Raw genomic sequence first — 14,597 nt, forward strand, 5'->3', positions numbered from 1 at the left:
TGACACCACTAATATTTAAGGTTATCGACGGTGAGATATACTGTTCATCAAAGGCCGCAAGCGGACGAACATTTGCGTCGGTCGGGAGAGATTCGGCGTCGAAAGATAGATTATTCAAGACGGGACTGCAGAGGTGACATATGGACTTAGAGAGCGTCCGCGAGACGGACCCGGCCGTCGCCGACGCGCTAGTTGGCGAGCGCGACAGACAGGAAGACACCCTCGCGATGATCGCAAGCGAGAACCACGTCAGCGAAGCCGTCCTCGACGCGCAGGGCTCGACGCTGACGAACATCTACGCCGAAGGGTATCCCGGCAAGCGCTACTACGCCGGCTGTGAGTACGCCGACGAGGTCGAGGAACTCGCGATCGAGCGCGCGAAGGAGCTGTGGGGGGCCGACCACGTCAACGTCCAGCCCCACTCGGGCAGCCAGGCCAACATGGGCGTCTACCTGGCCGTTCTCGAACCCGGCGACAAGATCCTTTCGCTGGATCTGACTCACGGCGGCCACCTCTCTCACGGCCATCCGGCGAACTTCGCCGGCCAGGTCTACGAGGTCGAACAGTACGAGGTCGACGCCGAGACGGGCTACATCGACTACGAGGGCCTCGCTGAGACGGCCGCGGACTTCGACCCAGACATCATCGTCTCGGGGTACTCGGCGTATCCGCGCGAGGTCGAGTGGGAGACGATCCAGGCTGTCGCCGACGACGTCGACGCCTACCACCTCGCGGACATCGCCCACATCACCGGCCTGGTCGCGGCGGGTGTCCACTCCTCGCCGGTCGGCGTCGCCGACTTCGTGACCGGGTCGACCCACAAGACCATCCGGGCCGGCCGGGGCGGTATCATCATGTGTGACGAGGAATACGCCGACGACGTCGACTCGGCCGTCTTCCCTGGCATGCAGGGCGGCCCGCTGATGCACAATATCGCGGGCAAGGCTGTCGGCTTCGGTGAGGCACTCGACCCCGAGTTCGGGGAGTACGCCCAGCAAACGGTCGACAACGCGAACGCACTCGCCGACCGTCTGCAGGAACACGGCCTCGAACTCGTCTCCGGCGGCACCGACAACCACCTCGTTCTCGTCGATCTCCGTCCCTCACATCCGGACACACCGGGCAAGGACGTCGAGGATGCCCTCGAAAACGCCGGGATCGTCCTCAACGCCAACACGGTCCCCGGCGAGTCCCGCTCGGCGTTCAACCCCTCGGGCATCCGCGCCGGCACGCCCGGGTTGACGACCCGCGGCTTCGACGAGGAGGCGACGCGGGAAGTCGCCGACCTGATCTACGAGGTCGTCGACGCCCCCGAGGACGAGCGTGTCATCGAGAACGTGAGCGAACGGGTCGAGGAACTCACCGACGAGTATCCGCTGTACGCGTAGCGAATCGACCATTTTACGTAAATTTTCTCGTGAAAACATCGGCAGTCGGGACGTTCAAGAGGCATGCGGACGCTCACCTACTCGATGACCGAGATTATCGACGGGAACAGAGTGGCACAGTCGATCCGGGACGACCTCAGTGAAGCGATCGACGAACTCGAAGACGCGGACGTGACACCGACGCTGGCGACCGTGCTGATGAGCGACGATCCGGCCAGCGAGACCTACGTCTCGATGAAACAGGACGACTGCGCGGAGGTCGGCATCGAGGCGATCGACGTCGAGATCGATCCCGACGCGCCCGCCGAGGAGTTGTTCGACGAGATCGACCGGCTCAACGACGACGAAAACGTCAACGGTATTCTCGTCCAGATGCCGGTCCCGGATCACGTCGATAAGCAGTCGGTCCTTCGCCGGATCGACCCCGCAAAGGACGTCGACGGCTTTCATCCCGAGAACGTGGGTCGGCTGGTGGCGGGTGACGCCCGGTACAAGCCCTGTACACCCCACGGCATCCAGAAGCTTCTCGAGGACGCCGGTGTCGATCCCGAGGGGAAAGACGCTGTCGTCGTCGGCCGGTCGGACATCGTCGGCAAGCCGATGGCGAACTTGCTCGTCCAGAAGGCCGAGGGCGGCAACGCGACCGTGACAGTCTGTCACTCCCGGACCGACGACCTCGCGGCGAAGACCCGCGAGGCGGACATCGTGGTTGCGGCGGCGGGCGTCCCCGAGATGATCGACGGCGACATGCTCACCGACGGCGTGACGGTAATCGACGTCGGGATCAACCGCGTCGATGCGGATACGGAGAAGGGCTACGAGCTCGTCGGCGACGTCGATTTCGAGAGTGCAAAAGAGAAGGCAAACGCGATCACGCCGGTCCCAGGCGGCGTCGGGCCGATGACGCGGGCAATGTTGCTGTATAATACCGTCAAGGCGACTGGCCTTCAGCACAACGTCGACGTGACGCTCCCCTGAGAAGCCGCGGTCAATTCTACGCGTCTGGATTCGGATCGAGCGTCGCGAGGTGCTCACGGGCGCGGGCCAGTGCGTCGTCGTCCTCGATGAGGGCGGTACCGACAGCGCGGGCGGCCTCGATCAGGGTTTCGGCGTGTCCGGGTGGAACGTCTCCGTCGAGGGCAGCCACCCGCGTCCGGTGATCCTCGACGCTCCCGAGAACTGTTCTCGCATCCTCGTCGGGTTCGTCCTCGAGATACTGCCGAAGGTCGCGCCGGTAGGCCTCGACCGCCGCTGCGGCTGCGAGGCCGCGAACGCTCCTCATCGATTCGGGGACCGACGACGGGTCCGGTCGCGTTCCCGATTCTGCTCCTTCGAGAAGTGCGAGCAGATACCGCTGTTCGTCGTCACTGACGTCCATCGACCGGGCGAGCGCTCGGCCGACGTGTTTGAGTTCCATCGCGGCGACGAACGTGCCCTCGAGCGGGCGGAGTTCGCCGGCGTCGATGAATCCGCACCGGCGGACGAATGCCCCTGCCTCGTCGGCTGCGCGTTCGGCCGCAGTCGCCAGTGACTCGTTACTGACCGCCTCGCGAGCGGCCGTCAGATCGAGTTCGACTGGAGTGGCAGTGTGGCGCGTCCGCTCGTCGACGCCCACGCTACGCAGGCTGCCACAATCGGGACATTCCACGTTGGCTGTCTCGTAGTACGTCCACCGGGCACCGCAGTTCTGACACTCCCGTTCGCCGCGGATCCGCATACCTGAGCCATAGACGGCCGAACATAAAACGAGTCTGTTATCTCGGCCGTGGTGACTGCTGGCAGGCCCGCCCAGGTATCCCATCAGTCAGAGCAAAGACTGCAAGGAGGTCGGTACTTTTAAGTCAGTCCATCGGTGATGTAGTGATGACGCTTCGCTTGGAGGGCCGAAGCGTCAGCGGGGACCAATTCAGGGCGGCAAGCGTTCACGCGGGCTTTTCCCCGCGTGGATCGCTTTCCACTCTTTCGTGTACTCGACAACGGTGTAACTATCCCTGCCAACCGTTCTGAACGCAACTCGTTCGCCCGGGATCCGTATCCGGTGAAGAAACTTACCAGTCTGCATTGAGGAACGGTATCGTTGTGAGTTTATCGGTCGATTGTCCAGACTTCCCTCATCTGGATTATTTATCGGTTTGGCGGGATTCATCGGTCACAACATGGCGAAATACGGCACTTCTGGGTACACGAAGCGGTATATTTATATTTACTCGATAATAAACTTCGTACGTACTTTACCGATGTACGACCTGACAGGATTCCAGCGTGACCTCCTATATGTCATCGCGGGAGAGGAGGAGCCACATGGGCTGGCGATCAAAGAAGAGCTCGAAGACTACTACGAGAAGGAGATCCATCACGGCCGACTGTATCCCAATCTCGATACGCTCGTCGACAAGGGCCTCGTCGAGAAGGGCCAGCGCGACCGTCGGACGAACTACTACAGTCTGACGCGTCGCGGCCGCCGTGAGATCGAGGCGCGACGTGACTGGGAAAGTCAGTACGTCGACCTTTGAAAAACGGCACTGCTTCGTTTCTGGCGTTCAAAACTGGTAGCGTCGATCGTCCGGATCGCCCTGCTGTGGGAACTGGTTTGTGCCCGTCATCTCGTCGAACGTCATGCCGGAGAGGTATTCGTCGTAGGTCACGTCGTAGCCGCTTCTGAGGTGAAAGTCGAGTGTGCCAGTCTCGACGGTGCTCTGAAAGAGCATGTGGACGGCACGCCGGAGCAGTTCGTCGGTCGATTCCGGTCCGAGAGCCGTCACGAGCATCGCGAGTTCGTTGCGGGTCTCGCGGTCGAGATCGACAGCGATCTCCCCGCCGAGTTCCTCGTCTGCCTGGGTTACGTCCTCGGATAGCGCGTCGAGAGTCATATCGGAGGCAAACGACCCGCGCGCAAACTCCTTTCGACTCGGTGGCCGACGACGGACCGCCCCCACCAGCGGCGGCTGCCGGAGTCACCAGAGATAAACCCCCGAATGGCCTACGGCGCGGCGATGAGCGAGGCCGCCGTCGACCTCCCCGATGAACGGGACGCCATCCGGCGTGCACTGATCGAGTGGTACGAGGACGATCACCGCGAGTACCCCTGGCGGGAGACGGATGACCCCTACGCGATCCTCGTCTCGGAAGTGATGAGCCAGCAGACCCAGCTCGACCGCGTCGTCGACGCCTGGGACGACTTCCTCGAACGCTGGCCGACCGTGGGGGATCTGGCGGCCACCGACCGGAGCGACGTCGTCGCGTTCTGGTCGGCACACAGCCTCGGGTACAACAACCGGGCGAAGTACCTCCACGAGGCCGCAACGCAAGTCGTCGAGGAGTACGACGGCGAGTTCCCCGAATCACCCGACGGACTCTCCGAACTCATGGGCGTCGGCCCCTACACCGCCAACGCGGTCGCGAGTTTCGCGTTCAACAACGGCGACGCCGTCGTGGATACCAACGTCAAGCGTGTGCTGTATCGGGCGTTCTCGATCCCCGACGAGGACGCAGCCTTCGAGGATGTCGCCAACGCGCTCATGCCCGACGGCGAATCCCGGGTCTGGAACAACGCGATCATGGAACTGGGCGGCGTGGCCTGCGAGAAGACGCCTCGCTGTGACGAGGTGGGCTGTCCCTGGCGGGAGTGGTGTGACGCCTACGAGACCGGCGACTTCACCGCGCCCGACGTCCCGACCCAGCCGAGTTTCGAGGGGAGTCGACGACAGATGCGCGGGCGCGTGATCGGCGCGTTGAAGGAACACGAGAACCTGACGCTGGACGAACTTGGGCCGAAAGTTCGGGTGGACTACGCGCCCGAAGGCGAGTACGGCCGCGAGTGGCTTCGGAACCTTCTCGAAGACCTGGCTGATGACGGGCTCGTCGAGATCGAGGAGCGGAGTGATCAACCGATCGCTCGACTCCGATAGCCGGCTGAGTGATCTGTCGGACGACACCTGACGACTGGAAATATAATTTTCCACATAGTATTTAGAGTCTATGTACTGTGAGCGACCAGGGAAGTGACTTTTGGCGAACGAACTCTCAATAGGTGTCTTTATTTCCGTTCGGATTCATATCCTATGTACGCTGAGCGGCTATGGAGCCCACAAACAAGGAAGAGACTCAAAGAAAGAGTCTGTCGACGCGTGAGTCCCAGGCACTGTCACGGCTTGCGAGCCAGGGTCGACAAATCATCACTATTAGTGACATCGCAGACGCAATCGAAGGTCCACGGAAGCCAGCAAAGGATATGGCATACGCGCTCAAGGAGAAAGGCTGGCTTGAGCGGATTGCCCATGGGAAGTACCTCATTTTGCCACTCGCTGCCGGTGAGGACTCAGTGTATACCGTACACGAGTTCGTGATCGCGTCCGCACTCGTCGAGCCGATGTACATCGGGTACTGGAGTGCGATGAACCATCACGGGCTTACAGAGCAGTTGTCCCGTACTGTGTACGTCGTGACGACAGAACGCGCCCAAGGGCGTGAAATCCACGGAGTTACGTATCGACCGGTGACAGTCACTGAGAAGAAGTTCTTCGGCTATCAACCGACTGCAGTCGGGTCGAACCAAGTGAACGTTTCGAGTATCGAAAAGACGCTGGTCGATTGTGCTGACCATCCGGAGTTCTGTGGCGGCATCGACGAGCTTGCGAAGGCGATGCAGAACGCTGGCAACACGCGATGTTCGTTCGAGCGAGTCGTCGAGTACTTGCGGCGAGTCGGGAACGGTGCCGCGACGAAACGAATCGTCTATCTCGCTGACCAGTTAGACATCGATCTTCCGAAGTATCAAGACCTCGTCGAAAACTTCACGACTGGGTACCCGCTACTCGATACGACGAGAGAAGCGACGGGGACTCGCGATAGCAAGTATCAACTCCGCCTGAACGTCGACCCCGAATCGTTCCTTCCGGGGGACTTCTCGTGATTTCCGAAGCCCAACTCCGACGGCTGGCCAGAGAACTGGATGTTCGCCTCGGCTACGCGGAGAAGAACTACGTCAATTCGTGGATTCTGTGGGCGATCTATACGAGTTCCTACGGCGATAACCTGCTGTTCAAGGGCGGCACTGCGCTCAGCAAGTTGTACTTCCCGGAGACGTGGCGCTATTCGGAGGACCTCGATTTCGGTGTCGAGGGAGCGTACCGGGGGAGCGAAACGGGGTTGCAAGACGCACTGGAAGACGCTGCCAGAACATCCGGTATCGACTTCGAGGTGACCAAACACCGCGAACTGCAGAAGGAAGCGTATCCAACGCACTACGTCGATATCGATATCCAGTACACCGCTGTTCTCGGTCAGAAGAACACGACGAGTCTGGACGTGATGATCGACGAATACGTGGTGTTCGATTCGGTAAGCCATCACCACAGCTACGAAGATGTCCCCGAATTCGAGCTGACCGCGTACAGCCTGGAGGAGATTTTTGCAGAGAAGTTGCGAGCGCTCTATCAGCGATCACAGGCTCGTGACTACTACGATCTCTATCGGATGATTACCGAGGCTGACGTTGCTGACTCGGGTATCCTTTCGGCATTCACGCAGAAGTGTGAACACGACGGGCTGGACATCGACCTCCGAGATGGTCTTCCCGGAGACAAACGGGCAGAGATCCGTGACGGCTGGCAGAATACGCTCCCCGACCTTGTTGCGGATCTCCCCGGGTTCGGTCCTGTTTACGATGTCCTCGAGGAATATGTCGATTCGATGTCAAGCGGCGGATCACTTCGGTGAGAATGTATCCGCCATCGATGGGATCACTGTAATCCGGTCACTCTCACTCAGTATCCAGTCCCTGCTGGGCGACGCGCTGGCTCGCCTCCTCGAGGAATTCCGCCGGCAGCGCGCCGATCTCGCCGGCCTGGACCCGCCAGAGGTTCGCGTAGAGGCCGTCGGCGTCGATCAGGTCGTCGTGGGTCCCACGTTCGACGATCCGACCGTCCTCGACGACGAGGATCGTGTCGGCGTCCCGGACCGTCGAGAGGCGGTGAGCGATGACGAACGTCGTCCGGTCGGCGGCTACGTCGTCGATTGACTGCTGGATGAGCAGTTCCGTCTCGGTGTCGACCGCGGAGGTCGCCTCGTCGAAGACCGTGATCGCCGGCCCCTGGAGCAGGGTCCGGGCGATGGCGACGCGCTGGCGCTGACCACCGGAAAGTTTCACGCCGCGTTCGCCGACTTCGGTATCGTACCCCGCTGGCATGTTGGTGATGAACTCGTGAGCCTGGGCGCGTTTCGCGGCCTCGACGACTGCCTCGCGGTCAGCGTCGAACGCGCCGTATTTGATGTTCTCCGCCACGGTGCCGTCGAACAGGAAGTTCTCCTGGCCGACGTAGCCGATGGAGTCTCGGAGACTCGACAGCGTCACGTCCCGGACGTCGTGGCCGTCGACGGTCACCGCGCCCTCGTCGACGTCGTAGAGCCTGAGCAGGAGCTTGACGAACGTGGTCTTGCCGGCGTGACCGTCGGGTCTTTCACGTACCCGGTTGTGGGCTCCGGTATGGCCGAGACACACGTCGTCGCCATCTCCGGGAGCTTACGAGACGACAGCTATACGAGAAAATCGCTCCGAATTGCTCTCGACGCGGCCGAAGACGCCGGGGCAAGCACCGAACTACTCGACCTCCGGGAGTGGGAGTTGCCGGTGTTCGACGCCGACACCGAGAACGCGGGGGACGCCGAAACGTTTCGTGAGCGAATTCAAGCGGCGGACTCGGTACTCTTGGGGACGCCGGTCTATCACGGCTCGTTCAGCGCGCCGCTGAAGAACGCCCTAGATTACTGTGGCTTCGACGAGTTCGAGCACACGACGATCGGCCTGCTCGCGGTCGCCGGCGGGCGCTTCCCGATTACCGCGCTCGAACAACTCCGGACGGTCGGGCGTTCGCTCGACGCCTGGGTCATCCCCCTGCAGGTTGCGATCCCGCGGGCCTCGAATGCCTACGAGGACGGCGAGTTAGTCGATGAGGAACACCGGGAGTTGATCGAAACGCTCGGCAGGGAAACGGTCCAGTACGCCCACATCGAACCCGATCCGGCGTCCTTCGAGAGCGGCGAGAACGTCGGTGCAGACGACTGATACGGACAGTTGTAACTATTTTCGGCATGTATGGAATACTCGTCCGATCGCCCCTCGAACCCCGTCATCTGGTATCCCCAGGGCGGTAACGAATTACAACTGTCCGTATGATCGGGCCGTCCGGCCCGAAGTTCCCAAACCGCGTTGACGGGAACCAAACCGACAAACCCCTCGGTGAATAAAGGCTGGTCGTGACGCAGTGGGTCGATCCGGCGGGACGTGGCCGTGAACGCGGACCGATCGGTCTATTTCGGGCGTGGATCGGCGTGATGACCGCACCGCGCGAGTTCTTCCGGCAGGCTGTCGCGCCGGGGGATCAGGCACCAGGACTGGTCTTTCTTTCCGTCGTCGTGGCGATCGAAGAGAGTCTGCGGTACGTGCTAGTTCCCAGCGGAGCGCCCGTATTTGGCGGTCGTCCGGTGGCGTCGGCGGTGCTCGCCGTCCTCGTGACGGTCGTGTTGATCGCGCCGACCGGACTCCACCTTCTCGCGGCGATCCAGACGATCCTGCTGTGGCCGATCACCGAGGATCGGGCGGGCATCAGCGAGACCGTCCAGGTGCTCGCGTACGCGACTGCCCCGTGCGTCGTGTCGGGGGTGTCATTGGCCCCGCTCCAACTCCTGGCGGCCGGGTACGGATCGGTGTTGTTGATCGTCGGGCTGTCGACGGTTCACGAGGTGAGCTACTGGAAGACCACACTCGCCGGAGCGACCCCGGCGGCGCTGCTGTATGGCGTCGCCTTCGGTGGGTTCGATGCGCTCGGAGCGCTTGTCTGAACCGCGGCGCTCGTCTCTCCGGGCCAGCGACGTTTCGACAACCGTTTTAGGCCGGACCCGTTTGCTCACATCAATGGGTTCGTGTATCATCTGCGGTACGTCTGTCGAAGGGCACATCTGTGACATCCACGAGGAAGACGCGGTCTTCGAGTTCCGCGGGAGTACACCCGAGCAGTTGACGCCGGGTCGATACTACCGCGGGACAGTCGACGGCTTCGCCGAGTTCGGCGTCTTCGTCGACATCGGCGATAGCGTCACTGGACTGTTACACGAGAGTGAACTGGATAGTCGACTGGAGAGCCTCGACTGGCAACCCGGCGATACCGTCTACGTGCGCGTCACGAACGTGCGCGACAACGGCAACGTCGACCTCAGCTGGTCGATCCGCCAGGCCGACGAGGAGTTCCGCGGGGTCCTCATCGACGATCCTGACGAAGACCACGAGTTGTTGCCCGAAGAGACCGACGAACCGGTCGAAGACGAATCGACGCCCGACAGCGCTGAATCGGCCGAGACCGAATCGACGGCGTCCGAACAGACTGAAGCAACGTCAGCAGGGGCTGTCCGAACGCGCGAGGACTCCCAGACTGGCGGTGGAACCGTCGGCGCGGAAGAGACGGAGTCGGAGACAGTATCGGCGACAACGGAAGCGACTACCGATACTGCTGAGACGACGGACGACGAAGCCGACGCGACCGAAACCGAACGGACGCCCGAACCGCCGAGCGTCGACGTCGGCGACCTCGACGGCTGGATCGGTGACACCGTTCGAATCACCGGCGAAATCGTCGACGCCCGCCAGACGAGTGGCCCGACGGTGTTCGAACTCCGAGATGGTACCGGAACCGTCGACTGCGCCGCGTTCGTCGAGGCCGGCGTCCGCGCGTATCCGAGCGTCGAGGAAGGAGCCGTCGTCGAGATCGACGGCGAAGTCCGGGAACGCCGCGGCGAACTCCAGGTCGAGACTGAGGAACTCGAACTGTTCGAGGGCGAGCAACGCGAGGCAGTCCTCGACGAAATCGAGTCGACGCTCAGCGAGCGCGCCCGGCCCGACGAGATCGAACTCCTCGTCGACGACGAGGCGGTCGCCGCCGAGAGCGAGTCGATCCGGGACGTCGTCGGCGAGATCCGCCGAGCAGTCCTCGAAGACCGCCCCGTGATCGTCCGCCACAGCGCCACGACCGACGGGTACGTCGGTGGGGCGGCGATCGAACGCGCTGTCCTCCCGCTGGTTCGCGATCGTCACGACCGTCGTGACGCGGAGTACCACTACATCGACCGGCGACCGCTGGAGGGTGACGTCTACGGCCTCGACGACGCGACGACCGACGTGACCCGCATGCTCGGCGACCGCGAGCGTCACGACGAGAACCTCCCGCTACTGGTGTTCGTCGCCGTCGGCGGGACCGAGGAGTCCCTCGACGGCTTCGAGTTGCTCGACGTCTATGACGCCCAGCGTGTCGTCGTCGATACCGTCGTCGAGCCGGCCATCGCCGGGGCGGTCGACGCCGCACTCGCCCCCCATGCCGACGCGACCGCGGTCGACATCGCCGACGGGACGACCCGCGGCCCGACCGCGAGCGCACTGGCGGCGACAGTCGGCGCACACGTCGAGGAAGATGTCCGCTCGGAACTGCGCCACCTGCCGGCTGTGAGCTACTGGGGCGAGGTTTCCGAGGCCTACGCTGAGGCCGCCGCTGACGCCGGCTACGACGAGACCGCCGTCAGCGAAATCCGCGAGGCAGTCGCCCTCGAGGCCTACTACCAGTCCTACGAGGACAAGCGCGAACTCGTCACGGACCTGCTCTTTGGCGGTCGCGAGACGACCGACGCCGACGTGCGCGGGCTGGCGAGTCACGTCAGCGAGCAGTTCCGTGAGAAACTCGACGTCGCCGTCGAGACAGCGCAGGCGAATCTCGAACGCCGAACCGTCGATGGCGAGACGATCGGCGTCCTCGACATCGATCGCTTCACCCACACCTACGACTTCCCGCCGGCAACCCTGTTGCTCGACGAACTCTACCGTCGGAGTGACGGCCTGACGGCGATCGTCGGCGTCGAGGCGGACGAACTCCACGTCCGGAGCGGCCACGAACTCGACGTGCGTGAACTCGTCGAGACGGCCGACGAGACCGTCGAAGGGGCCGACCTCGAACCGCTCAGCACCCGTTCACACCGCATCGAGTTCCTGGCTGGACAGCGCTCGACCGTCGTCGACGCCGTGCTTGAGGCGATCGTCGACAGCATCTGAGCGGACTGCGGTGGATTTTCAGCCTGCTCGAATGCCAGTAGCGACACGCTTATTCGAACGAAACAGCGACAGTGAGCCACTGCAATGAGTACCGATGCGCCCGATGCGGTCGAGGATCCGTTCGAACGCGCCTGCGAGGAGTTGATCGACCGGATTCTGAACGGCGACCTCGACCGCGACGGCCTCGAAGCTGCCAAACGCGACGTCTGCTCGAAGCACTCCTCGCCGACGGTGCCGAAGAACTCGGACCTGCTCGATCGGGCACCCGACGGCCGACGCGAGGAGCTGGCGGCTGTCGTGCGGCGCAAGCCGATGCGAACGGCCTCGGGCGTCTCCCCGGTCGCGATCATGACCTCGCCCGAGCGATGCCCTCACGGGAAGTGTCTGTACTGCCCAGGTGGGCCGGACTCGGAATTCGAAAGCTCACAGAGCTACACCGGCCAGGAGCCCGCCGCGGCTCGTGGGGTCCAGAACGACTACGACCCCTACGGACAGGTGACGCTCCGACTCCACCAGCTCCGGAAGATCGGCCACCCCGTAGAGAAGGTCGAACTCATCCTCATGGGCGGAACGATGACCGCACGCAGCCACGACTACCAGGAGTGGTTCGTCAAGCGCGCCCTCCAGGCGATGAACGAGTACGATCCCGACTGCGATCCCCAGCCCTCCGAGACCGAGAACTTCGCCCAGGACCCCGACGAATACGACTTCCGGTACCTCGAAGACGTCATCGCCGACAACGAGACCGGCGACGTCCGCAACGTCGCGACCACCTTCGAGACCAAGCCCGACTGGTGTGGCCCCGAACAGGTCGACCGGATGCTTCGCCTCGGCGGGACGAAGGTCGAGGTCGGCGTCCAGACCACCTACGAGTCGATCAACCGCGAGATGCACCGCGGTCACGGCGTCGACGCGAGCATCGAGGCCAACCGTCGGCTGCGCGATGCGGGGTTCAAGGTCGGCTTCCACATGATGCCGGGTCAGCCAGGTATGACCGAGGAGATGGTCCGGGAGGACTTCCGGCGACTCTTCGAGCGACCCGAGTGGCGACCGGACTATCTGAAGATCTATCCCACGCTCGTCGTCGGCGGGACCGTCACCTACGACATGCACCGCCGCGGGGAGTTCGAGCCCCTCACGAGCGAGGAGGCCGCCGAACTCGTCGCCGACGTCAAGCCGACGATTCCCGAGTACACGCGCCTCCAGCGAGTGCAGCGTGATATTCCGGCCCCACTCATCGAGGCCGGCGTCCAGAAGTCGAACCTCCGGCAACTCGCCCGACAGCGCATGGAAGCACGCGGCGAGTCGTGTTCGTGCATCCGGTGTCGTGAAGTCGGCCACAGCGACGAGGAACCCGAGGACGTGACGCTCGACGTCAAAAAGTACGAGGCCGCGGGCGGCACAGAGCACTTCATCAGTTTCGAAGATCGCGATCGCGATCTGCTGGTCGGGTTTTCACGCCTCCGGTTCCCTGGCGAGGTCGTCCGGCCGGAACTCGAAGACGCGGCCGTCGTCCGGGAGTTGCACGTCTACGGCAGCGAGATTCCGATCGGCGAGGCGGGCGACGAGGGAGAGGACTGGCAACACCAGGGCTACGGGAAGCAATTGATCCAGCGCGCGGAAGAACTCGCCGTCGACGCCGGCTACGGCAAACTCGCGATACTCAGCGGGATCGGTGCCCGGGAATACTATCGGGAGCAACTCGGGTACCGACAAGACGGCCCGTACGTGAGCAAGATGATTTGGTCGTGTCGCAAAGCGGTCTAGAGTTTGCCTCTGGTACTCTCAATTGAGAGGTCACAGCTCATTGCTGTTTTGGTCGATCGCTGGAGCAGTTCATCAAGGAACGCCTGGTAGTGCTCTGGATCAGCGTACTTCACCAGCCGAAGCTGGAGTATCGCCTCTAATCCCTCCGTTGTCCAGCGCATCCACTGGTTCTTGCATCGCTTGCTGACTTCGCCCATCAGCCGTTCGACGGGGTTCGAGGTCCACGGCACCTCGAACCCCTCGACAGCCTGCTCGGCAAACGTCACGATCGACGGCACCCACCGCCGAAGATACCCCGCAGCCTTCTCTGACCCGTACTGATCCAACTGCCACGCTGTCTTCTCGATACGCTCGGTCGTTCGCGCGATCCGCTCGCGGATCGCCGCGAACTCCTCTTCCGGCCGGTGCTTGGCGACCGAATTCTTCAGATGGAACACCTCGTCGATCACCTCCGAGACGATCTCGTTTCGTCGATCCAAGGAGAACACGCCGTCGTCCCAGAGGTTGTAGTCCAGTGTTCGGCCGACGTGGACGAGATCAAGTTGGTGATTGCGATTTTCGTCGGTAAAGGCCGTGACCATACCCTCCTCAGCGTCACTGACGACCGTCGCGTCGTCAGTGACTGCGTCGATGTCGTCGAGGTCGGCGGCTGTCTCGTCCCAGTCAGCGTTGACCGAGAGATCCAGCAGGGAGCGGGACTCCTCGGCAGTATCTTTGCCGAGCGTGGCTTGGACGGAGTGGTACGAGCGGTCGTCGTCTTGACTGTGACACTTCGTGGCGTCAGGAATAACCGCATCAGCGTCTGTGTCAGCGACACAGTCTGGAAGGAACTGTTTGAGCTTGCTGCCGTATTCTCTGGCGCGGCGGTTGATCGTGGTCGGCGACGGCATCTCCGAGAGGATGCCGTCGCCGTGGTCAGCGGCGTCACGATAGCTGAGCGAGGTAGCGAGATCGACGCTCTTGGCCGCAATGTCCTGCTGATAACGGTTTTCTCCGTCGAAGCTAAGAACATCTTCGACGGGGCGGAAGTAGCTGGGTTCGTCGTGGTCAGCGGCGGTATCTTCGACGTAGTGAAGGTCGAATTCGTGCTCACCGGCGGTTGTGACGGCCGTGCGGGTATCGGTACCGGCGCGTTGGTAGCGCTGGTCACCGTTGCCGTGGGCGTGTTTTTCACCACAGAGCGCCTCGACGCGAGCCGCGTCGAGGCTCTCGACGAGTCCTTCGAGAAGAACTGATTCGATGTTCTGATCGGTGATGAACTCGGCAAGCGTGGCCAGCGGTATCGTTTTGTCGTCGTCGATGCTAACGGTCAACCGCACGTCGATTGTGGCGTGCATGGGGCACCTCTCGGA

13 protein-coding genes and 1 pseudogene are annotated in these 14,597 nt (G+C 62.6%); 10 read left to right on the forward strand and 4 right to left on the reverse strand.

Translation table 11 applies throughout. From position 1 onward, the window contains the following. The first annotated feature begins 140 nt into the window (after nucleotides 1-140). The gene (gene glyA / locus HTIA_RS12655; RefSeq protein ID WP_008524123.1) at nucleotides 141-1,388 is read left to right on the forward strand and encodes a serine hydroxymethyltransferase; all 1,248 of its coding nucleotides are present in this window, start codon (nucleotides 141-143) and stop codon (nucleotides 1,386-1,388) included. Between the two features lie 84 nt (nucleotides 1,389-1,472). Then, nucleotides 1,473-2,366 carry a bifunctional methylenetetrahydrofolate dehydrogenase/methenyltetrahydrofolate cyclohydrolase gene (locus HTIA_RS12660; RefSeq protein ID WP_008524124.1) on the forward strand — a complete coding sequence of 298 codons (894 nt, stop codon included), beginning with the start codon at nucleotides 1,473-1,475 and terminating at the stop codon, nucleotides 2,364-2,366. Nucleotides 2,367-2,382: 16 nt separating this feature from the next. On the opposite strand, the gene HTIA_RS12665 is transcribed toward HTIA_RS12660, so the two are convergent. After that, nucleotides 2,383-3,105: a DUF7117 family protein gene (locus HTIA_RS12665; RefSeq protein ID WP_008524126.1), complete on the reverse strand. Its 723-nt coding sequence runs from the start codon at nucleotides 3,103-3,105 to the stop codon at nucleotides 2,383-2,385. A gap of 520 nt (nucleotides 3,106-3,625) precedes the next feature. Between HTIA_RS12665 and HTIA_RS12670 the strand changes: the two genes are divergently transcribed. Next, the gene (locus HTIA_RS12670; protein WP_008524128.1) at nucleotides 3,626-3,901 is read left to right on the forward strand and encodes a PadR family transcriptional regulator; all 276 of its coding nucleotides are present in this window, start codon (nucleotides 3,626-3,628) and stop codon (nucleotides 3,899-3,901) included. Between the two features lie 27 nt (nucleotides 3,902-3,928). On the opposite strand, the gene HTIA_RS12675 is transcribed toward HTIA_RS12670, so the two are convergent. Continuing rightward, complete coding sequence (locus tag HTIA_RS12675) at nucleotides 3,929-4,258, reverse strand: hypothetical protein (RefSeq protein ID WP_008524129.1); 330 nt, start codon at nucleotides 4,256-4,258, stop codon at nucleotides 3,929-3,931. A 105-nt stretch (nucleotides 4,259-4,363) separates the two neighbouring features. Here HTIA_RS12675 and HTIA_RS12680 point away from each other — a divergent pair, with 105 nt between their 5' ends. The 3 genes from HTIA_RS12680 to HTIA_RS12690 all read left to right on the forward strand — a co-directional run bounded on the left by HTIA_RS12680 (nucleotide 4,364) and on the right by HTIA_RS12690 (nucleotide 7,106). After that, on the forward strand, nucleotides 4,364-5,296 hold the full coding sequence (locus HTIA_RS12680; RefSeq protein WP_008524130.1) for an HhH-GPD family protein: 933 nt from the start codon (nucleotides 4,364-4,366) through the stop codon (nucleotides 5,294-5,296). A gap of 170 nt (nucleotides 5,297-5,466) precedes the next feature. Further along, the gene (locus HTIA_RS12685; protein ID WP_008524131.1) at nucleotides 5,467-6,300 is read left to right on the forward strand and encodes a type IV toxin-antitoxin system AbiEi family antitoxin domain-containing protein; all 834 of its coding nucleotides are present in this window, start codon (nucleotides 5,467-5,469) and stop codon (nucleotides 6,298-6,300) included. Continuing rightward, nucleotides 6,297-7,106, forward strand: a complete 810-nt coding sequence (locus tag HTIA_RS12690) for a nucleotidyl transferase AbiEii/AbiGii toxin family protein (RefSeq protein ID WP_008524132.1) — start codon at nucleotides 6,297-6,299, stop codon at nucleotides 7,104-7,106. The genes HTIA_RS12685 and HTIA_RS12690 overlap by 4 nt, the downstream gene beginning before the upstream one ends. A gap of 43 nt (nucleotides 7,107-7,149) precedes the next feature. Here the strand turns inward: HTIA_RS12690 and HTIA_RS12695 are convergent. Continuing rightward, a pseudogene (locus HTIA_RS12695) lies at nucleotides 7,150-7,842 on the reverse strand (ABC transporter ATP-binding protein); the annotation flags it as partial. Between the two features lie 30 nt (nucleotides 7,843-7,872). Between HTIA_RS12695 and HTIA_RS12700 the strand changes: the two are divergent. From HTIA_RS12700 to HTIA_RS12715, 4 genes are all read left to right on the forward strand, one after another. Beyond that, the gene (locus HTIA_RS12700; protein ID WP_008527273.1) at nucleotides 7,873-8,451 is read left to right on the forward strand and encodes an NADPH-dependent FMN reductase; all 579 of its coding nucleotides are present in this window, start codon (nucleotides 7,873-7,875) and stop codon (nucleotides 8,449-8,451) included. A 191-nt stretch (nucleotides 8,452-8,642) separates the two neighbouring features. Continuing rightward, nucleotides 8,643-9,227: a YIP1 family protein gene (locus HTIA_RS12705; RefSeq protein ID WP_008524211.1), complete on the forward strand. Its 585-nt coding sequence runs from the start codon at nucleotides 8,643-8,645 to the stop codon at nucleotides 9,225-9,227. A gap of 73 nt (nucleotides 9,228-9,300) precedes the next feature. Next, entirely contained in the window at nucleotides 9,301-11,478 is a 2,178-nt protein-coding gene (locus HTIA_RS12710) for an OB-fold nucleic acid binding domain-containing protein (RefSeq protein WP_008524212.1), read from the forward strand. Between the two features lie 84 nt (nucleotides 11,479-11,562). Next, entirely contained in the window at nucleotides 11,563-13,245 is a 1,683-nt protein-coding gene (locus tag HTIA_RS12715; RefSeq protein WP_008524213.1) for a tRNA uridine(34) 5-carboxymethylaminomethyl modification radical SAM/GNAT enzyme Elp3, read from the forward strand. Here the strand turns inward: HTIA_RS12715 and HTIA_RS12720 are convergent. Beyond that, nucleotides 13,242-14,582, reverse strand: coding sequence for an ISH6 family transposase (locus HTIA_RS12720; protein ID WP_008524214.1), 1,341 nt, complete (start codon nucleotides 14,580-14,582; stop codon nucleotides 13,242-13,244). The two genes, HTIA_RS12715 and HTIA_RS12720, sit on opposite strands and share 4 nt — an antisense overlap. Nucleotides 14,583-14,597 lie beyond the last annotated feature (15 nt).

Source organism: Halorhabdus tiamatea SARL4B (genome assembly GCF_000470655.1).
Lineage (GTDB): Archaea > Halobacteriota > Halobacteria > Halobacteriales > Haloarculaceae > Halorhabdus > Halorhabdus tiamatea.